The organism is Pseudomonas sp. SMV71 (genome assembly GCF_052042015.1).
In the GTDB taxonomy this organism is placed as follows: domain Bacteria; phylum Pseudomonadota; class Gammaproteobacteria; order Pseudomonadales; family Pseudomonadaceae; genus Aquipseudomonas.
On record NZ_JBKGGU010000024.1, the window covers coordinates 65,915 to 85,388 of the forward strand.

Below are 19,474 nucleotides of genomic sequence, written 5' to 3' on the forward strand. Positions count from 1 at the left end.
ACAAATGGAACCGAAGCCGTTGCGCTCCCTTCGAATGAACAAGGCCGGCCATTGACCCGGCGCTGTCATGAAGAGGTGTCCCCATGAGCGACGATCCTGCAAACACTCAGCAACAAGGCCAGACGCAAACCGCGTCCCCGCGCAACGACCCGGCCATCGATCCCCAGGGGGCGGGCGCCCCGTCGAGCAGCCAACCGGTCAGCCCGGCCGGGGCGGACCAGGCCCAGAGCGCGGCCAGCGAGGTCGACCAGAAGAATCATCATCAGGATAACGACAATACGTTCAGCCCAGGCTTTGAGCCGGACCCGGATCGTCCGGAATCCGACGACAGCACCGATGCCGACATCGACACCGACGGCGGCTAGCCAACAGGCCAAAAAAAGGCCGCCTTCCTGGGAAGGCGGCCTTTTTTGCAGCGCTTGTGTTATTTGCTTGGGTGAGCCGCCTGAAGCTTCTTGGCCGCATCCAGGTGATGCTGCAGGTCAGGCAGCATCTTCTGGGCGAATGCCTTGAGTTCGGTGTTGCCCGCCTTTTTGTCGTCGGTCACGGTCTCGGCTTCTTTCTTGAAGAGGGCGATGGTTTCTTCGTGGGCCTTGACCTGGTTATTGGCATAGGCTGCATCGAAGGACTCGTCGCGCATGTCGAGAATCTTGGCCTTGGCTTTCTTCACCAGCGTGGTTTCGTCAGGCACCTCGATGTCGTGCTTTTTCGCCAGCGCCATCAGTTCCTGATTGGCCTTGGTGTGATCGGTGATCATCTTGTTGGCGAACTCCTTGACGTCCGCCGAGGCGCTTTTTTCCAGCGCCAGTTTGCTGGTCTCGATTTCCGCGATGCCACCGGCCGCCGCGTTGTCGACGAAGTCGTTGGAAGACGCGGCCCAGGCGGCGCCCATGCTGGTACTGAGGGCAACTGCCAGGCCGAGCTGACGCAGGGTGAATCCGTCCATAAATAAGTCTCCAAACAGGTTATAAGAGCGATTCATGTCGTCTCTGTTCAATGGAGGGCAACGCGCGGGTAAAGGTTTGATCGCAAAGCGATACGGGACGACGAACGGTCACCGCTGGTCGGATGGGTGGTCGACAGAACGGGCCCGGCGAGGCCATCCTGATAATCGACAAGTGCCGCAAGCGGGAACCGCAAAGGCGTCTGCCGCGATCAACCAAAGGAGGTGTTCCATGCCAGTGACCCACGATTTGTGCCAGGATCTCAAATGCACAAAAGATCACATCCAGCAAAAACGCAGCGAGGATCCACGGCTCGACTCGTTACTTCAAAAATACTCCCAGCTTGACGCCGAGGTGGTGGACGCCGAGAAACCATCCTCTGCCGGTTTGCCCGACGATGCTCTCGAGACCCTCAAAAAGAAACGCCTGCTGGTGAAGGACAAAATCGTGATGCAATTGCAAAAGTGACCATCGCCAAGGCCCCTCCGGCGAAGAGGGGCTCTCTGGCTAATGGTGACCCTGTGGCGAGGGAGCTTGCTCCCGCTGGGCCGCGAAGCGGCCCCCCACAACCGGCCCCTCAGCTCAACGGATCCCAGCGCTGCGACCAGTCGCTCCCGCTCCTGACGATCTCGCGCAGCACCTCGAATGCCTGCTGCAAAGCCGCAGAGTCCCGGTCCCGGGGGTACACCAGATAGGTCGGGTAGTTGAATTCCGGCGCCTTGGGTACCCGTTCCAGAATGCCGCTGTCCAGGTAGCTCTGCACCACCCGGGTGCGGAAGTAGCCGCTGCCGCCATTCGCCAGAATGTACTGCAAGGCCAGCGGGCCGAGGTTGAAGGTCACGGCGGCCTTCGCCTTGTCCGGCAGCGCGGTGTCGTGCTGGCGCCGGAAGTCGCTGCTCCAGTCGATGTAAACATAAGGTTCGGGGCGGGCGGCCAGGCGCACCAGAATGAGTTTCTCTTCCAGCAGTTGTTCCACCTGCAACCGCGGCCAATATTCGGGCTGATAGACCACTGCGGCATCCAGCAGGCCCAGCTCCAGCTGTTGCAGCAGTTTCTCGCCGTCGCGCACGTCCATGCGCAGCGCGTGGCCGGGAATCTTCTGACGCAGCGCCCCGGCCCAGGCCAGCATCAGGGGATTGCACAGGCTGACCTCGCCACCCAGATGCAAGACGTTGCGATAACCCTCGGGCAACGGCAGGTCTCGACGGGCCGCTTCCCAGGTTTGAACGAGCTGGTTGGCATAGACCACAAAGGCCTCGCCGTCGGTGGTCAACCGTGCGCCGGCTCGGTTGCGTACGAACAACGCACAGCCGAGCTGGCTTTCGAGCTTCTGGACCCGAGCGGTAATCGCCGTCTGGGTGACATGCAGCTTTTCGGCCGCGGCGGCGAGACTGCCGTGGCGGACAATTTCCAGGAAGGTGCGGGCGAGGTCGATGTCCATGTTCAGGCCGTTGCGGGAGGAGCGGGCATTGTAAAAGCTGCCGGGCGGGCTCGATACCTGCAATCGTCAGAGCGTCATCCAGGAACACCACCGACCCCGTGGCGAGGGAGTGAATAATCCTCGAGTGAGCGGCATCACATCCAGAAACACGAATCCCGCCACAGGGGCGGGATTCGTTGCAGTCGAAAGGCTCGCGATGAACGCAAGCGCGTCTTAGCCTGGGAACAGCTCGGACAGTTTCATCGCCAGCATCATGTCGCCTTCGGTGCGCAGTTTGCCGGACATGAAGGCCTGCATGCCGTCAGTGCTGCCATCGACGATGCCTTCCAGGGTTTCGCCGTCCATCACCAATGTCACCTGGGCGTCCGGGTTTTCACCTTCGCGCAGCTCGCAGGTGCTGTCCTTGACGATCAGCGAGAAATACTTGGATTCGTCGATGCAAAAACCGAAGACCAGGTCCAGGCCGGCAGCGGCAGCTGGGTTGAACTTGGCTTTCATGGCTTGTACGGCGTCGGCTACGGAGGTCATGGTGTCGATCCTTATTTGGGTTGAATACAGCAAGGGTCTGCGGTAATTCGGCCTCAGCGAAAGGTGATGAGGTCCGGGGTCTTCAACAGCTGCAAGTGGGCATGAGCGTTGAAAGAAGCCAGGGCAACCTCGCTGCCCCTGAATTTCAGGTGGTTGAGCGAGGTGTTGACGATTTGCCAGTTCAGTTCGAAGGCCTGTCTGGCGGGTATCCGGGTAATCAGGTGGAGCAGGGCGGTGATGGTGCCGCCGGAGGTGAATACGGCGATTTTCTGCGAGGTGTCGGCCTGCTCCAGGATCCGCGAGAGACCGGCCTGGACGCGCTCGACGAAACCCAGCCAGCTTTCCAGTCCGGGCGGATCGTAGCGGCCGCTGAGCCAACGTTCGACGATCAAGGCGAAGATGCGTTGGAACTCGGCGCGGTGCTGCGCGGCATTGCGCAGGGTCTCCAGCGCTTCGGGTTCTTCGGGGAGCATGTCGGGCAACAGGGCACGGATAACGGCATCGGCGTCGAACTCGTTGAACGCAGCGTCGATTTCCAGCGTGGGCACCGGCAGTCCGGCGGCGGCCATCTGGCCCAGCGCGCCTGTGGCGGTGTCCTGCTGGCGACGCAGGTCGCCCGAGAGGCAGCGGTCAAACACGATACCCAGCTCTGCCAGGTGATCGCCCAGCACTTGCGCCTGGCGCACGCCGTTGGGCGAAAGGACATCGTAGTCGTCCGCACCAAAGGAGGCCTGGCCATGTCGAATCAGATAGATGCTGCCCACGTCCGCGTCATCCCGGTACGTTGAAGGTCTGGCGAGGTTATGAGGATGGCCGTGAGCTGTCAATGAAAAAACATACGCTTGTTTGAAATGCCTGTTTACAGCCTTCGGCGCCAGCGTTCATCCGACTTGGAGCATAGGCGCTGATTTTCGCAACGCCAAGGTAACCGCAGGTTTCATGGCTGGTCGCGAGACGGGCGCATGAGTATGCTGGGAGCGATCGACACCCGATGTGAGGGGTGTGTTGAATTGACTAGGAGCCATTGTGGAGTTCTTCATCGAATACGCCAGTTTTCTGGCCAAGACCGTGACACTGGTGCTCGCCATCCTGGTGGTGCTGGCCAGTTTCGCTGCGTTGCGCAGCAAGGGCCGGCGCAAGTCGGCCGGGCAGTTGCAGGTGAGCAAGCTCAACGACTTCTACAAAGGCCTGCGTGAGCGCCTGGAGCAGACGTTGCTGGACAAAGACCAGCTCAAGGCCCTGCGCAAGACCGAGGGCAAGGCCGAAAAGGCCGAGAAGAAACAGAAGGCCAAGCCAGCCGCCAAGGCTCGGGTATTCGTGCTGGATTTCGACGGCGACATCAAGGCTTCGGCTACCGAGAGCCTGCGCCATGAAATCACTGCGCTGCTGACCCTCGCAACCCCCAAGGATGAAGTGGTGCTGCGCCTGGAAAGCGGCGGTGGCATGGTGCATAGCTACGGGCTGGCCTCGTCGCAACTGGCGCGGATCCGTCAGGCTGGCGTGCCGCTGACGGTGTGCATCGACAAGGTCGCGGCCAGCGGCGGCTACATGATGGCGTGCATCGGTGAGAAGATCATCAGCGCCCCGTTCGCGATCCTGGGCTCCATCGGCGTCGTCGCCCAGTTGCCTAACGTCAACCGGTTGCTGAAAAAGCACGACATCGATTTTGAAGTGCTGACCGCCGGTGAGTACAAGCGCACGTTGACGGTGTTCGGCGAGAACACCGAGAAGGGCCGGGAGAAATTCCAGGAGGATCTGGACATCACCCATGAGTTGTTCAAGAACTTCGTTTCCAACTATCGCCCGCAGTTGGATATCGATGAAGTGGCGACCGGTGAAGTCTGGCTGGGTGTCGCGGCGCTGGGCAAAGGCTTGGTGGACGAGCTGAAAACCAGCGATGAATACCTCGCCGAACGGGCCAAGGGCGCGGAGTTGTACCACCTGCACTATGCCGAACGCAAAAGCCTGCAGGAACGCATCGGCATGGCGGCCAGCGGGTCGGTGGACCGCGTGCTGCTGAGCTGGTGGAGCCGCCTGACACAGCAGCGGTTCTGGTAATCCTGGCCTCACCACCAATCCCTTGTGGGAGCGAGCTTGCTCGCGATGATGGCGGTACATCCAGCATCAATGTGGTTGGTCTACGGCATCGCGAGCAAGCTCGCTCCCACAGGTGGCTTCGGTACACAAAATGAAAAAGCCCTGGACCGGATTACCCGGCCCAGGGCTTTTCATTGGCGCAATCTCAGCGACGACGAAACAGCGGCAGCGGTTCGTCAGTGGCCGCCTGGTACGTCACAGAGAAGTCCTTGAGGCTTTCGAGGGCCTCGTACGGATCCTTGTCGGCGCGCAAGGCAAAGGCGTCGAAACCGCAGCGGCGCATGTAGAAGAGCTGGTCGCGCAGTACGTCGCCAATCGCCCGCAACTCACCCTTGAAACCATAGCGCTCGCGCAGCAGGCGGGCGTTGGAGTAACTGCGTCCGTCGGTGAAGGCCGGGAAGTTCAGGGCAATGACCTGCAACTGGTTGGCGTCTTCACCGATTTCTTCCGCTTCCTCATCAGCGTCCAGCCACACACCCAGGCCGCCGTCGCGGACTTTGAGTGCGCGGGCGTGATCACGCCACAGGGCCAGGGGAACGATCAGGTCATCGCAGTTGGAAATGCCATCGAGGGTCGCGTCCTTGGGCAGCAGATGCCAGGTTTCGTCGATGACCTCGTTGTTCTTAATGATTCGCTGCATAGACGCGTTCCTTGAAGAGGTCGATGCCAATACGTTGGTAGGTGTCGATGAAGCGTTCGTCTTCGGTACGTTGTTCAATGTACACGTCGATCAGCTTTTCGATCACGTCCGGCATGTCATCCTGGGCAAACGAAGGGCCGAGGATCTTGCCCAGGCTGGCGCCACGGGAACCACTGCCACCCAGGGAAACCTGGTAGAACTCTTCGCCTTTCTTGTCCACGCCCAGGATGCCGATGTGGCCGACGTGGTGGTGGCCGCAGGCGTTCATGCAACCGGAAATGTTCAGGTCCAGCTCGCCGATGTCGAACAGGTAGTCCAGGTCATCGAAACGGCGCTGGATCGATTCGGCGATAGGGATCGACTTGGCATTGGCCAGGGAGCAGAAATCGCCGCCCGGGCAGCAGATGATGTCGGTCAGCAGGCCGATGTTCGGGGTGGCGAAGCCTTGCTCGCGCAGCTCGCCCCACAGGGTGAACAACTGGCTCTGTTCGACGTCCGCCAGAATGATGTTCTGTTCGTGGGAAGTACGCAGGTGGCCGAAGCTGTAGCGGTCGGCCAGGTCGGCCACTGCGTCCAACTGCTTGTCGGTGATGTCGCCCGGCGCAACGCCGGTGGGTTTCAGCGACAGGGTCACCGCGACATAGCCCGGCTTCTTGTGGGCCAGGGTGTTGCGGGCACGCCAGCGGGCGAAGCCCGGGTGATCCTGGTCGAGCGCGGCCAGCTCGGCGTCCTGATTGCTCAGGGCCTTGTACTGCGGATCGACGAAATGCCTGGCGACGCGATGGACTTCGGCTTCGGTCAGGGTGGTCTGGCCGCCGCGCAGGTGAACCATTTCAGCTTCGACCTTCTCGGCGAACACTTCCGGTGTCAGGGCCTTGACCAGAATCTTGATCCGCGCCTTGTATTTGTTGTCGCGACGCCCATAGCGGTTGTAGACCCGCAGGATGGCGTCGAGGTAGCTCAACAGGTCCTGCCACGGCAGGAACTCGTTGATGAACGCGCCGACCACTGGCGTACGGCCCAGGCCGCCGCCGACCAGGACGCGGAAGCCCAGCTCGCCGGCGGCGTTATAGACCGCCTCCAGGCCGATGTCGTGGACTTCGATGGCTGCACGGTCCGAGCTCGAACCATTGATGGCGATTTTGAACTTGCGCGGCAGGTAGGCGAATTCAGGGTGGAAGGTGGTCCACTGGCGCACGATCTCGCACCACGGACGCGGGTCGATCAGCTCGTCGGCCGACACCCCGGCGAACTGGTCGGTGGTGACGTTGCGCAGGCAGTTGCCGCTGGTCTGGATCGCGTGCATCTGCACGGTCGCCAGTTCAGCCAGGATATCGGGCACGTCTTCCAGGGCCGGCCAGTTGTACTGCACGTTCTGGCGGGTACTGATGTGGGCGTAGCCCTTGTCATAGTCCCGGGCGATCTGGGCCAGCTTGCGCACCTGACGCGAGTTCAACTGGCCATAAGGTACGGCCACCCGCAGCATCGGGGCGAAACGCTGGATGTAGAGGCCATTCTGCAGGCGCAGAGGGCGGAATTCTTCTTCGCTCAGCTCGCCTGCCAGGTAGCGTCGGGTCTGATCACGGAACTGCTTGACGCGGTCCTCGATGATCCGCTGATCGTACTCGTCATATACGTACATATAAGTCTCGGTCTCAGGCTTGGGCCGATCAGAAACAGCTGCGTATTGGCTCGCTGGAATCGGGTTCTGCCTCGGCAATTCTGCGCGCACGGCCGCGCACTCCTAAAGGAGCCGGTGCACGATACCTGTTTTGAGTTATGCGCAAAAGTGATGTTTGAGTATATGTAAAGAACCAAATCGACTAATGAGATTGATTATTGGCTAACCCACATTTGTCGTACGGGCAATCATCGTCTTAACTGTGGTCGAGTCCCTATGCAATCACCTACAAAACCGACAAGAGGCGATGCAATGAGCAATCCGACCAAAGCAAGGAAAAGCGACAGTACCGTTGATGCCTGGGCCATTCTGTTCCTGATTATCCTGGTGGTGGGCACGGCGGTGTTCTGGGTCAGCCACCAATAATCGGTTGTCCAACGCAATGAAGAACCTGTGGGAGCGAGCTTGCTCGCGATAGCGATGGTTCAGTCAATACAGAGGCCGACTGACAAATCGCTATCGCGAGCAAGCTCGCTCCCACAGGGATATGCGTTGCAATTGGTTGCTTACATCCCCGCCAGATGCACCACCAGCTTGACGATGCCAAACAGCGTCAGGGCGAAGATCACCGTGAAGGCGATTCCCAGCATCACGAAGTGACTCGGTTTGCCGTGGGTGAAGTCACGGGCGCGGTTCTTGCCACTCTGCACGCCAAACGCGGCGGCCAGCACGCTGTGCATCATCTGCAACAGGGTAGGTGGCTTGTTGTCGATTGGGTCGTCCATAAATCCCTCGTCTACCATGGGGCTTGGATAAGCATAGACAAAAGATCGCAGCCTGCGGCAGCTTCGCCGTCAACGAACAAGAAGCCTCGTTGGTTTGCCCCGGTCGAGGTTAATGACGCAATCTAATGTCTGTGAGCTCATGTCGCTACTGACACTTCTGACAGTAGCCGTCCCGCTGCGATGCGATCAGTCTCATGGTGCTTGTCAGCCACAAAGGACATACGCCATGAACACTGGAAACTCGTTCGCAGCGGCGGGGTTTTCCTGTTTGGCAGCGCTTGTGTTTGCGCTGCCCATCCTCGTCAACGCGGACAACGATAGTCAGGAACATTCGCCACAAGCGACGTCTGCAAGCGTGTATGCCGAGGCGATAGGCGGTGCACGCTTTGAGCGTTCGGCGATCAAGATTGAGCAGGGGTACACGATAGAAAGCGGCAATTTGTACACTCGCGACGGCGATACAGGTTCGCTTGTCGTGGTCAGGTCGCCTGACGGTTCGGTCATCGCGAGGGTCGATGAGCCCAGCGGGAGCGGTTTGCTCCGTGTAGACGCGCAAGGTGCCAGTACGTTCACGACGGCCCCGGCGAATGACTCCAGGCAGTCGGACTACATCGAAACTCAAGAGCCGATGGGCCATGATACGACGGTATCAGAAGAACATCGCTACATTGACTTGTTGATGGCCTATTCCGCCTATGCGCTGAGTAGAATGTCGGTGGATCCCGTCGCATTCGCGTTTCTGCAGGTCGAGGAAGTCAATCTCAGATTACGAAATTCGCTGGTTGCTGATGTTTCCCTGCGGCTTGCCGCTGTTAACGTATTTGATGTGCCCTACAGTACTTCAGACGAGGGACTGGCAAGCTGGCAGACCCTATTGGGTCCCTATAGGCGCATGTACAGGACCGATTTAAATGCCGCTTTTGGCGGATGGGACGGTGGTAATGCTGGGAGGGCTTATAGACCCGGTTATACCAGTACTCTGGGTTGGACTTCATCCGTATCCGACACGTTTGCCCATGAGCTTGGGCACAACGCGGGTGGCCGGCATTGTTGGGAGCAAGACGGGGTCAATTATAATTTTGGTCATGATAATGGTAAGACCAAAACCAGTTTGTGTTATGGAACTCGCGCCCCGTATTATTCAAACCCGATGCTGAAGGATGCCCATGGTTTACCGTTGGGCAATGCTCGAACCGCCGATATGGCTCGCGTTTGGCGAGAGAATACGAATCGGCTGGTAAGCTATAATCCAGAATTACCGGGTTTGCGCATGATGCTTGTCAGCCCGTCCGGGGCATCATCACAAGCGATGTCAGAGCTGGACATTCCATTGCCGACAACCTTATTCGAAGCGGGTGTCGTTGCATTGAACTCGTCCGTAGGTCCCGTTGACTTGATATCGCTTCCAACCAGTACCTGGACCCAACTTACTGTGCCGCTGCGAAATGCGGGCGGAAACGATGTCGCTGTACTCCTGAAAGCGCAGCGCGTGCGTGGGGTCTGCGAAACGAATATGAATGTCACTAATTGTGCAAGCGAGCGGGCAATGAGTCTTCGAATACTCTATAGGCCTGAGGATAATCCGGTACGGGCAGGTTATTACAATGGCTTTCTACAACTTGAAGCCAGAAGCCCGAAAGTCGCCAGCTGGAAGATACCTATCAATATCGCGGTATCAGTCAGGAAGTAGGATGCTCGCTTTACGTCTCGGCTATATAAAGCATTTGCCAGGGGCGTTGTTTTCAGCGGGTTCGTCCATGATGCTCTCCACATGCACCCAAGGTTTTATGTGGAGAGCATGCCAACTCGATCGGCTTAGTTGTCATACCCCAAATTCGGCGCCAGCCAACGCTCGGTCACGCTCAAGTCCTGACCCTTGCGCGCGGTATAACTCTGCACCTGGTCCTTGTCGATCTTGCCCACGGCGAAGTATTGCGCCTGGGGATGGGCGAAGTACCAGCCGCTGACGGCCGCCGCCGGGAACATGGCGTAGTGTTCGGTGAGGAACACACCGCTGCGGCCGGCCTTGAGTTCGCTGGCCTCGGGGTCGAGCAGGCGGAACAAAGTGGCTTTTTCGGTGTGGTCCGGGCAGGCCGGGTAGCCTGGAGCAGGGCGGATGCCGGTGTATTGCTCCTTGATCAGCGCTTCGTTATCCAGGCTTTCGTCCTGGGCATAGCCCCAATAGTTCTTGCGCACTTGTTGGTGCAGCCATTCGGCGCAGGCCTCGGCGAGACGGTCGGCGAGGGCCTTGACCATGATCGAGTTGTAGTCGTCGCCGGCGTCCTGGTAGGCCTTGGCCACTTCCTCGGCGCCGATACCGGCGGTGGTGATGAAACCGCCCACATAGTCGGTCACGCCGCTTTCCTTGGGCGCGACGAAGTCGGCCAGGGAGAAGTTCGGCTTGCCGTCGGTCTTGATGATCTGCTGGCGCAGGTGATGCAGGCGGGCCAGGGGCTTGCCGTCGTCGCCGTAGACTTCCAGGTCGTCGTCATGCACCTGGTTGGCCGGCCAGAAGCCGAACACGGCGCGGGCGCTGATGAGTTTCTCGTCGATCAGCTTGCGCAGCATGGCCTGGGCATCGGCGTAGAGCGCGGTGGCGGCTTCGCCGACCACTTCGTCGGTGAGGATGCGCGGGAATTTGCCGGCCAGGTCCCAGGAAATGAAGAACGGCGTCCAGTCGATGTAGTCGACGAGCACGTTCAGGTCGATGTCGTCCAACACCTTGGCACCGGTGAAGGTCGGCTTGACCGGTTGGTAGCCGCTCCAGTCGAACTGCGGCTTCTTCGCCACGGCGGCCGGGTAGCTCAGGCGCTCGGTGCGGGCGCTGCGATTGGCGGTGCGCTCACGCACGTCGGCGTATTCCAGGCGGGTCTTCTCGACAAACGCCGGCTTGAGCTCCTTGGACAGCAACTGGGTGGCGACACCGACCGCACGAGAGGCGTCGGTGACATAGACCACTGCGTCGTTGCTGTACTTGGGGTCGATTTTCACTGCGGTGTGGGCCTTGGAGGTCGTCGCACCGCCGATCATCAATGGCAGGTGGAAATCCTGGCGCTGCATTTCGCGCGCGACGTGCACCATTTCATCCAGGGACGGGGTGATCAGTCCGGACAGGCCGATGATGTCGCATTTCTCGTCCTTGGCCACCTGCAGGATCTTCTCAGCCGGCACCATGACGCCCAGGTCGACAATGTCATAGCCGTTGCACCCCAATACGACGCCAACGATGTTCTTGCCGATGTCATGGACGTCGCCCTTGACCGTCGCCATCAGGATCTTGCCCTTGGCTTCCGGCTTGTCGCCTTTTTCCGCCTCGATGAACGGAATCAGGTGGGCCACGGCCTGCTTCATCACCCGGGCGGATTTCACCACCTGGGGCAGGAACATTTTGCCGGCGCCGAACAAGTCGCCGACGATGTTCATGCCGGCCATCAGCGGGCCTTCGATGACCTCGATCGGCCGGGCGAACGACAGGCGCGATTCTTCGGTGTCCTCGACGATGTGGGTGGTGATGCCCTTGACCAGCGCGTGTTCCAGGCGCTTGTTGACGTCCCAGCCGCGCCACTCTTCGGTTTCCGCTTCCTTGACGCTGCCGTCGCCCTTGTACTTGTCAGCGATGGCGAGCAGGGCGTCGGTGCCTTCGGGGGTGCGGTTGAGGATCACGTCTTCTACCGCATCGCGCAGTTCCTGCGGGATCTGGTCGTAGATCTCCAGTTGGCCGGCGTTGACGATGCCCATGGTCAGGCCCGCACGGATCGCATACAGCAGGAACACCGAGTGAATCGCCTCGCGCACCGGGTTGTTGCCGCGGAACGAGAACGACACGTTGGACACGCCACCGGAGGTCAACGCGTAGGGCAGTTCGTCGCGGATGTAGGCGCAGGCGTTGATGAAGTCCACGGCGTAGTTGTTGTGCTCTTCGATGCCGGTGGCGACGGCGAAGATGTTCGGGTCGAAAATGATGTCTTCCGGCGGAAAGCCTACCTCATTGACCAGGATGTCATAGGAGCGCTTGCAGATTTCCTTCTTGCGCGCCTCGGTGTCGGCCTGGCCGGCTTCGTCAAAGGCCATCACCACCACGGCGGCGCCGTAGCGCTTGCACAGCCTGGCGTGATGGATGAACTGCTCGACGCCTTCCTTCATGCTGATGGAGTTGACGATGCCCTTGCCCTGGATGCACTTGAGGCCGGCTTCGATCACTTCCCATTTGGAGGAGTCGATCATGATCGGCACGCGGGAGATGTCCGGTTCGCCAGCGATCAGATTGAGGAAGGTCACCATGGCCTTCTTCGAATCGAGCATGCCCTCGTCCATGTTGATGTCGATCACCTGGGCGCCGGCCTCGACCTGTTGCAAGGCCACTTCCAGGGCTTCGGTGTAGTTGTCTTCGCGAATCAGGCGGGCGAACTTGGCGGAACCGGTGATGTTGGTCCGCTCGCCGACGTTGACGAACAACGAGTTGCGATCGATGGTGAACGGTTCCAGGCCCGACAGGCGGCAGGCCCGCGGGATTTGCGGAATCTGCCGTGGTGCATAGCCGGCCACGGCTTTGGCGATGGCTTCGATGTGCGCCGGGGTGGTGCCGCAGCAGCCGCCGACGATGTTGAGGAAGCCGCTCTGGGCAAATTCTTCGATGACCTTGGCGGTGTCTACCGGCAGTTCGTCGTACTCGCCGAATTCGTTGGGCAGGCCGGCGTTCGGGTGCGCGGAGACGTGGGTGCTGGCCTTGTTCGACAGCTCTTCCAGGTACGGGCGCAGTTCGCTGGCACCCAGGGCGCAGTTCAGGCCGACGGAAATCGGCTTGGCGTGGGCCACGGAGTTCCAGAAGGCTTCGGTGGTCTGGCCCGAAAGAGTGCGGCCGGAAGCGTCGGTGATGGTGCCGGAAATCATGATCGGCAGCTCGACGCCCAATTCTTCGTACACGCCCTGCACGGCAAAAATCGCCGCCTTGGCATTCAGCGTGTCGAAGATGGTTTCGATCAGGATCAGGTCGGCACCGCCTTCGATCAGGCCTTTGGTGGCTTCGGTGTAGTTTTCCACCAATTCATCGAAGGTCACGTTGCGGTAGCCGGGGTTGTTCACGTCCGGCGACAGCGAGCAGGTGCGGCTGGTCGGGCCGAGTACGCCGGCGACGAAGCGTGGCTTGTCCGGGGTTTCCAGGGTCTTGGCGTCGGCCACCTTGCGGGCCAGGCGCGCGCCTTCCAGGTTCAGTTCGTAGGCCAGGCCTTGCATGCCGTAGTCGGCCTGGGATACCTGGGTGGCGTTGAAAGTATTGGTTTCCAGGATGTCGGCGCCGGCATCCAGGTAGGCTTTTTCGATAGCGCCGATCACGTCCGGGCGGGTCAGCACCAGCAGGTCGTTGTTGCCCTTGACGTCGCTCGGCCAGTCGGCGAAGCGCTTGCCGCGGTAGTCCTGTTCCTCCAGCTTGTAGCTCTGGATCATCGTGCCCATGCCGCCGTCAAGGATCAGGATGCGTTCCTTGAGGGCTTGCTGGAGAAGATAAAGGCGAGCGCTGCGATCAGACATAGGACTACCTGGAAAAAAAGGATCGTTACGAAGCCACGGATCATAGCAAACCTGCGCAGGATTTGATCGTACCGGCCTTTTTCATGAATATCGCTCATGTTTGCAAGGCGATGCTGGCCCGGTAGAATCGCCACACTCTCTCCCAGGACCTAAGACATGCCGTACCGCGTCTTATTCGGCAGTCTGTTGCTGCTGTTGTCTTTCACCGCAGTAGCGAAGGATCCAGCCCCAGCGCTTTCCTACACACGCGACATCCAGCCGATCTTCACGGAAAAATGCGTGGCCTGTCATGCTTGCTACGACTCTGCCTGCCAGCTGAACCTGGGCAGCGGCGAAGGCGCGTCCCGTGGCGCGAGCAAGCTGTCGGTGTATGACGGTGAGCGCCGCCAGGCTGCCGCCCCGACGCGCTTGTTCTATGACGCTTCCGGTAAGCGTGCCTGGCAGCAGAAGGGTTTCTACTCGGTACTCGACGCCCAGGGCAGCCAGGCGGCGTTGATGGCGCAGATGCTGGAGCTGGGGCACAGCGCGCCATTGCAGCCCAACGCCAAGTTGCCTGCGGACATCGTGCTGGGGCTCAACCGAGACAACAGTTGCCCGATGCCGGGGCAGTTCGCCGAATACGCCGCTGCCCATCCCAAGGAGGGCATGCCCCTGGCCGTGACCGGCCTGACCGACCAGCAATACCAGACGCTGCAGCGCTGGCTGGCGGCGGGTGCGCCTATCGACCAGCAGGCCCTGGCGCCGAGCGCCGCCGAAGCCTTGCAGGTGGTGCAATGGGAAAATCTGCTTAACGCGCCCGGGGCTCGGGAAAGCCTGGTGGCGCGCTGGCTGTACGAACACTGGTTCCTGGCGCACATCTATTTCAAGGACGGCGAGCCTGGGCATTTCTTCCAGTGGGTGCGTTCGCGCACGCCAACCGGCCAGCCCATCGACCTGATCAATACGCGTCGTCCGAACGACGACCCGGGCACCCGCGTGTATTACCGGCTGTGGCCGGTGCAAGGGGTGATCGTACACAAGACGCATATCACCTATGGCTTGAGCGCGGCGAAGATGGCGCGGGTCAAGAGCCTGTTCTACAGCGGCAAATGGCAAGTCAGCGCCTTGCCGGGCTATGGCCCGGAGCGCCGGGCCAATCCGTTTTCGACCTTCGAAGCGATCCCGGCCCAGGCCCGTTATCAGTTCATGCTCGATAACGCCGAGTATTTCGTGCGCACCTTCATCCGCGGGCCGGTGTGCCGGGGCCAGATTGCCACCGACGTGATCCGCGACAACTTCTGGGCGCTGTTCCAGGCCCCGGAGCACGACCTGTATATCACCGACCCGAACTACCGCGGTCAGGCCACGCCGTTGCTGGCGATGCCGGGACAGAATGACGATGTCGGCAGCGTCTTGAGCCTGTGGGTCGCCTACCGGGACAAGCGCAACGAGTACGAAGCCCTGCGCCGTGACAATTACGCCGACCTGCCGGCACCGAGCTGGTCGACGTTGTGGGCCGGTAACGACAACGCATTGCTGAGCATCTTCCGGCATTTCGACAGCGCCTCGGTCACCAAGGGCCTGATTGGCGAAGTGCCGCAGACCATGTGGCTGTTCGACTTCCCGTTGCTGGAGCGCACTTATTATCAACTGGCGGTGAATTTCGATGTTTTTGGCAATGTGTCCCACCAGGCCCAGACCCGGCTTTACTTCGACCTGATCCGCAACGGCGCGGAGCAGAACTTCCTGCGTCTGATGCCGGCCGACTCCCGGGAAGGCTACCTGAACGATTGGTACCAGGCGGGCGGGCAATTCAAGATGTGGCTCGATTACGAGGCCATCGACGATGACAAGCCCACCGCCCTGAAGCTTGACGAGCACGACCCGAAACGTGATTTTGCCCGGCAACTGCTGGTCCGCTATGGCGATTTGAACGCCCGCCCTGATCCGATCAATCGCTGCGACGGCGCTTATTGCTCGCGCCCGAACATCGATCCCGCCTTGCAGAATGCCGAACAGGCCCTCAGTCGCCTGGTGTCGCGTCCGGCGGCGGGGCTCAGCGTGATCAACCAGTTGCCGGAAGCGACGATGCTGCGTGTCGAAACCGCCAGTGGTCATCGAGAGATCTACAGCCTGATGCGCAACCGTGCCCACAGCAACGTAGCGTTCCTGCTGGGCGAGGAGATGCGCTACCAGCCGGGGCTGGACACCTTGACGGTTTATCCGGGCGTGCTCAGCAGCTATCCGAATTTCATCTTCAACCTCCCGGCCGCACAGGTGCCGGCGTTCGTTGACGCGATGGAGAGCGCCCAGGATGAGCAGGCTTTCGAGCGGATCGTCGAGCGCTGGGGCATTCGCCGCAGCCATCCGCAGTTCTGGGTCTACTTCCATGACTTGAGCCAGTACATCCATGAGACCGAGCCCCTGGAGGCCGGTGTGCTGGACATGAATCGCTATCAGAATCTCTGATCAGAGGGCGGCGGCGCACCTTGCGCCGTTGTCTGCTTTCCTGACAAAAATACTAGGACTTTGTCCGGCGCGACGATTGGCGTAAACTGCCGGCAAGCCTGTGAGGAGTTTCCATGACCGCCATTACGATTACCGATGCCGCCCACGATTACCTGGCCGACCTGCTGTCCAAGCAGAACACTCCGGGGATCGGGATCCGCATCTTCATTACCCAGCCCGGTACCCAGTACGCTGAGACATGCATTGCCTACTGCAAGCCCGGGGAAGAAAAACCAGAAGACACCGCGCTGGGGCTCAAGAGCTTCACCGCGTACATCGATTCGTTCAGCGAGGCATTCCTGGACGATGCGGTCGTCGACTACGCCACTGATCGCATGGGCGGCCAACTGACCATCAAGGCGCCGAACGCCAAGGTGCCGATGGTCAACGCCGACAGCCCGATCAACGAGCGCATCAATTATTACCTGCAAACCGAAATCAACCCGGGGCTTGCCAGCCACGGCGGGCAGGTTTCGCTGATCGATGTGGTGGAAGACGGCATCGCCGTGCTCCAGTTCGGCGGCGGCTGCCAGGGCTGCGGCCAGGCCGATGTGACCTTGAAGGAAGGTATCGAGCGCACCTTGCTTGAGCGCATCCCAGAACTCAAGGGTGTACGCGACGTGACCGACCACACCCAGAAAGAAAACGCTTACTACTGATAGCGGCAGGCCGGCCTGCCGCTATCGCGAGCAGGCTCGCTCCCACAGGATCTGTGGTGGATACATAATTTGCGGCCACCCCGACCCCCTGTGGGAGCGGGCTTGCTCGCGAAGTCGTCAGCACAGTCAACATCGATGCAGGCTGACCCACCGCTTTCGCGAGCAAGCCCGCTCCCACAAGGGAGTTGTGCTGATCGGCTGACGGGTCAAGGCCTGTAGAGATGGGCATGCCCGGCGCGGTAGAGCGATGAGTCGCTGAACACATCGTTGCCCAGCACTCGTCCCACCAGAATCAGCGCCGTGCGGCGAAAGCCCTTGGCCTGCACTCTTGCGGCGATGTCCGCCAACGTCCCCATCACCCAATCCTGGTCCGGCCAGGTCGCCCGATGGATCACGGCGATCGGGCAATCCGCGCCGTAGTGGGGCAGCAGCTCGTCGACGATTTTTTCCAGATGATTGACCCCCAGGTGGATCGCCAGGGTCGCGCCGTGACGTGCCAGGCTGCCCAGTTCTTCTCCAGCGGGCATCTGGGTCTTGTCCGCATAACGGGTGAGGATCACGCTCTGGGAAACGTCAGGCAAGGTCAGCTCGGTGCCCAGCAGGGCGGCGCAGGCTGAGGTTGCGGTAACGCCGGGGATGATCTCGAAAGGAATGCCCAGTTCTCGCAAGCAACGAATCTGCTCACCAATGGCGCCATACAGGCTCGGGTCGCCGGAGTGCACCCGGGCCACGTCCTGGCCGTTGAGGTGGGCCGTTCGAATCAACTCGATGATCTGCTCAAGGTGCAGTTCGGCGCTGTTGATCACCTGTTCGGCGCTATGCCCCTCGAGTACGGCGGCCGGCACTAGGGAGCCCGCATAGATAATGACCGGACAACGGCGGATCAGCCGCTGGCCTTTGACCGTGATGAGTTCCGGGTCGCCGGGGCCGGCGCCGATGAAGTAAACGGTCATGACCGGCTCCATTGAAAAGTTGAATGGGCGTTGCCCAGATGAAGATCGCTCATGATCCCGAAGACGGATTATCGGATTTTACGATACTTGCGCCAATGCCAACGTGCTGCCGGTCCCTCGCTGGCGAGAGACCCGTAGCGTTGCGGACGCCGTCCCCAGGCGGTCGGCCAGGGCCAGGGCCGCGCTTTCGGCGACGCCGTAGCAGCCGGTACGCTCGAAGGCGATCTCGGAACGATGCGTGAGCCGGTGCTGATAGTCGACCAGCTGTTCGGCGCTGAAGCAGACCAGCGGCAGTACCAGTTGCTCGGCCAGTGCCAGCAACCCCGGTTCGTCACGCTTGAGATCAATGCTTGCCAAGGCCTGGAGCTGATGCTGCTCGATACGGTGGGCCAGCAACGTCTGCTCGAGCAAGGCCCGCAGCGTGCTGGCCGGGCAGCCGCGCTGGCAGCCCAGGCCGACCACCAGGATCGGCCCGTTGCTCATGCGTCGTGATGGGCTTGATCGGCGCGGCGAAACAGCCAGGTGCTGATCAGGCCCAATGCCAGCCAGAACGCCACGTTGGTCAGTTGCGAGGCGATCATGAACTGGCTCTCCAGCGCCTCGGGCGCCAGCATCGAGTGGACTTCCGGCTGCGGTGCGCCGATGACGTGGGGCACCAGCAACGTCGCCAGCCCCAGCAGCTTGAGCAGCCAATGTTTGCCGAAGGCGATCAGGGCGATGCCCACAGCGGTAGACGCCGCCGTGCCGATCCACCACATCTGCCGCTGGGCCAGATCCGCGGCGGCTGTACCGGGCAACTCCGGCGGCAGGCCTAGGGTCGGCGCCAGGACGAACGTCGCATAGCCGGCCAGGCCCCAAAGCACGCCATGGGACGTGCGAGTCGGCGCACGCAAGGTGTAGAGGCCCGCGAGCATCAGGGCGAAGCCCACTGCTACCACCAGATTGCCGCCGGTGGTGGAGAGCACGCGCTGCCAGCCGTCTTCCGGCTCCCAGGCCTCGGCATCATGGGTATGAGCGACGCCGTCGGCGTGTTGATGGACTTCGGCGGCCGGGGCCTTTTCGTAGGTTTCGGCCTGCAGAATCAATGGCGACACCCAGAAGCTTTGCAGGAGTGTCAACAGCAGTGCGGCCAGCAATCCGCTGAACCCGGCAGTCTGGGCGATTCGCTTGAACATGGCGTCAGGTCTCAGTGGCAGGGGAAGGCGGCGCTGTGGCGGGTATCGTGGGCTGCGTTATGCACGGCTTCGATATGGGAGAAGCCGGCGAAGTACACGAGGGCGGCGCCCATGATCGAGGCGAGGATGGCCGCGCTCAGGCGTTGGCTCAGGGTCGTGGTATTGCTGGCGGAGCGGGCGGTGCTGCTGATGGTCGACATGGCGCTTCCCTCTGTTTTTGTCCAGTGGATGGCGTGAGCGCGATGAAACCCCGGGCGACAGCCCGCCAAGGTTCGAACAGCGCCCGCCCACCGCGGGTTTGTTGAGTATGTGTCATGGGCCGGTCTCCGGGCTCGCGAGGGGCAGGGCCTGGGCCGTGCCTGCAAGCGTCACCTTCCCATATCATCGGACACAGTGGATCAGACGCTTCGCTCGCTTACCGTTGCGGGGGCAGCACCGGACTGACGTGGCCTTGAAGTAAAGCACACGATTCACCGGTTTCCCGTTTCACCCTGTGAAGGGCACCCGTAACTAGGTGCACAGGAGAGCATGGGTGGGGGCGGGGCGTCAATGTACAAGGGCAGACGAGCAGGCTTTTGTGGCGAGGGAGCAAGCTCCCTCTCCACAACGAGGTCCACC

The 19,474-nt window shown here is 60.9% G+C and carries 18 protein-coding genes and 1 riboswitch; of the genes, 6 read left to right on the plus strand and 12 right to left on the minus strand.

Translation table 11 applies throughout. The annotated features are described in order from the left end of the window. Positions 1-83: 83 nt before the first annotated feature. Positions 84-365 carry a hypothetical protein gene (locus ACLEJQ_RS21915; protein WP_440798370.1) on the plus strand — a complete coding sequence of 94 codons (282 nt, stop codon included), beginning with the start codon at positions 84-86 and terminating at the stop codon, positions 363-365. 59 nt (positions 366-424) lie between these two features. Here the strand turns inward: ACLEJQ_RS21915 and ACLEJQ_RS21920 are convergent, their stop codons facing one another. After that, on the minus strand, positions 425-946 hold the full coding sequence (locus ACLEJQ_RS21920) for a DUF4142 domain-containing protein (RefSeq protein WP_440798372.1): 522 nt from the start codon (positions 944-946) through the stop codon (positions 425-427). 229 nt (positions 947-1,175) lie between these two features. Between ACLEJQ_RS21920 and ACLEJQ_RS21925 the strand changes: the two genes are divergently transcribed. After that, the gene (locus ACLEJQ_RS21925; RefSeq protein WP_440798374.1) at positions 1,176-1,412 is read left to right on the plus strand and encodes a YdcH family protein; all 237 of its coding nucleotides are present in this window, start codon (positions 1,176-1,178) and stop codon (positions 1,410-1,412) included. 109 nt (positions 1,413-1,521) lie between these two features. On the opposite strand, the gene ACLEJQ_RS21930 is transcribed toward ACLEJQ_RS21925, so the two are convergent. The 3 genes from ACLEJQ_RS21930 to ACLEJQ_RS21940 all read right to left on the minus strand — a co-directional run bounded on the left by ACLEJQ_RS21930 (position 1,522) and on the right by ACLEJQ_RS21940 (position 3,677). Beyond that, the gene (locus tag ACLEJQ_RS21930) at positions 1,522-2,385 is read right to left on the minus strand and encodes a LysR family transcriptional regulator (RefSeq protein WP_440798375.1); all 864 of its coding nucleotides are present in this window, start codon (positions 2,383-2,385) and stop codon (positions 1,522-1,524) included. Between the two features lie 213 nt (positions 2,386-2,598). Continuing rightward, a complete protein-coding gene (locus tag ACLEJQ_RS21935; RefSeq protein ID WP_440798377.1) occupies positions 2,599-2,913 on the minus strand; it encodes an SCP2 sterol-binding domain-containing protein in 315 nt (104 codons plus the stop codon). Between the two features lie 53 nt (positions 2,914-2,966). After that, on the minus strand, positions 2,967-3,677 hold the full coding sequence (locus ACLEJQ_RS21940; protein WP_440798379.1) for a histidine phosphatase family protein: 711 nt from the start codon (positions 3,675-3,677) through the stop codon (positions 2,967-2,969). A 262-nt stretch (positions 3,678-3,939) separates the two neighbouring features. Here ACLEJQ_RS21940 and sohB point away from each other — a divergent pair, with 262 nt between their 5' ends. After that, positions 3,940-4,971 carry a protease SohB gene (sohB, locus tag ACLEJQ_RS21945; RefSeq protein ID WP_440798381.1) on the plus strand — a complete coding sequence of 344 codons (1,032 nt, stop codon included), beginning with the start codon at positions 3,940-3,942 and terminating at the stop codon, positions 4,969-4,971. A 184-nt stretch (positions 4,972-5,155) separates the two neighbouring features. On the opposite strand, the gene ACLEJQ_RS21950 is transcribed toward sohB, so the two are convergent. The 3 genes from ACLEJQ_RS21950 to ACLEJQ_RS21960 all read right to left on the minus strand — a co-directional run bounded on the left by ACLEJQ_RS21950 (position 5,156) and on the right by ACLEJQ_RS21960 (position 8,056). After that, positions 5,156-5,650 (minus strand): DUF934 domain-containing protein, encoded by a 495-nt coding sequence (locus tag ACLEJQ_RS21950; RefSeq protein ID WP_440798383.1) that lies wholly within the window; start codon positions 5,648-5,650, stop codon positions 5,156-5,158. After that, positions 5,634-7,292 carry a nitrite/sulfite reductase gene (locus ACLEJQ_RS21955; RefSeq protein WP_440798385.1) on the minus strand — a complete coding sequence of 553 codons (1,659 nt, stop codon included), beginning with the start codon at positions 7,290-7,292 and terminating at the stop codon, positions 5,634-5,636. Before ACLEJQ_RS21955 ends, ACLEJQ_RS21950 begins: the two co-directional genes overlap by 17 nt. A gap of 545 nt (positions 7,293-7,837) precedes the next feature. Continuing rightward, complete coding sequence (locus ACLEJQ_RS21960) at positions 7,838-8,056, minus strand: DUF2970 domain-containing protein (RefSeq protein ID WP_440798387.1); 219 nt, start codon at positions 8,054-8,056, stop codon at positions 7,838-7,840. Between the two features lie 226 nt (positions 8,057-8,282). Between ACLEJQ_RS21960 and ACLEJQ_RS21965 the strand changes: the two genes are divergently transcribed. Then, positions 8,283-9,746, plus strand: a complete 1,464-nt coding sequence (locus tag ACLEJQ_RS21965) for a reprolysin-like metallopeptidase (RefSeq protein WP_440798389.1) — start codon at positions 8,283-8,285, stop codon at positions 9,744-9,746. A 125-nt stretch (positions 9,747-9,871) separates the two neighbouring features. On the opposite strand, the gene metH is transcribed toward ACLEJQ_RS21965, so the two are convergent. After that, positions 9,872-13,582: a methionine synthase gene (gene metH / locus ACLEJQ_RS21970; RefSeq protein WP_440798391.1), complete on the minus strand. Its 3,711-nt coding sequence runs from the start codon at positions 13,580-13,582 to the stop codon at positions 9,872-9,874. Positions 13,583-13,738: 156 nt separating this feature from the next. Here metH and ACLEJQ_RS21975 point away from each other — a divergent pair, with 156 nt between their 5' ends. Next, positions 13,739-16,030 (plus strand): fatty acid cis/trans isomerase, encoded by a 2,292-nt coding sequence (locus ACLEJQ_RS21975; protein WP_440798393.1) that lies wholly within the window; start codon positions 13,739-13,741, stop codon positions 16,028-16,030. A gap of 113 nt (positions 16,031-16,143) precedes the next feature. After that, entirely contained in the window at positions 16,144-16,728 is a 585-nt protein-coding gene (gene nfuA, locus ACLEJQ_RS21980; RefSeq protein WP_024781251.1) for a Fe-S biogenesis protein NfuA, read from the plus strand. 206 nt (positions 16,729-16,934) lie between these two features. On the opposite strand, the gene cobM is transcribed toward nfuA, so the two are convergent. The 4 genes from cobM to ACLEJQ_RS22000 all read right to left on the minus strand — a co-directional run bounded on the left by cobM (position 16,935) and on the right by ACLEJQ_RS22000 (position 19,056). After that, entirely contained in the window at positions 16,935-17,681 is a 747-nt protein-coding gene (gene cobM, locus ACLEJQ_RS21985; protein ID WP_440798395.1) for a precorrin-4 C(11)-methyltransferase, read from the minus strand. Between the two features lie 78 nt (positions 17,682-17,759). Next, entirely contained in the window at positions 17,760-18,164 is a 405-nt protein-coding gene (locus tag ACLEJQ_RS21990; RefSeq protein WP_440798397.1) for a cobalamin biosynthesis protein, read from the minus strand. Continuing rightward, a complete protein-coding gene (locus tag ACLEJQ_RS21995; RefSeq protein WP_440798399.1) occupies positions 18,161-18,856 on the minus strand; it encodes a CbtA family protein in 696 nt (231 codons plus the stop codon). The genes ACLEJQ_RS21990 and ACLEJQ_RS21995 overlap by 4 nt, the downstream gene beginning before the upstream one ends. A gap of 11 nt (positions 18,857-18,867) precedes the next feature. After that, positions 18,868-19,056: a CbtB domain-containing protein gene (locus ACLEJQ_RS22000; RefSeq protein WP_440798401.1), complete on the minus strand. Its 189-nt coding sequence runs from the start codon at positions 19,054-19,056 to the stop codon at positions 18,868-18,870. Positions 19,057-19,156: 100 nt separating this feature from the next. Beyond that, positions 19,157-19,379: riboswitch (cobalamin riboswitch) on the minus strand. Between the last annotated feature and the right edge of the window lie 95 nt (positions 19,380-19,474).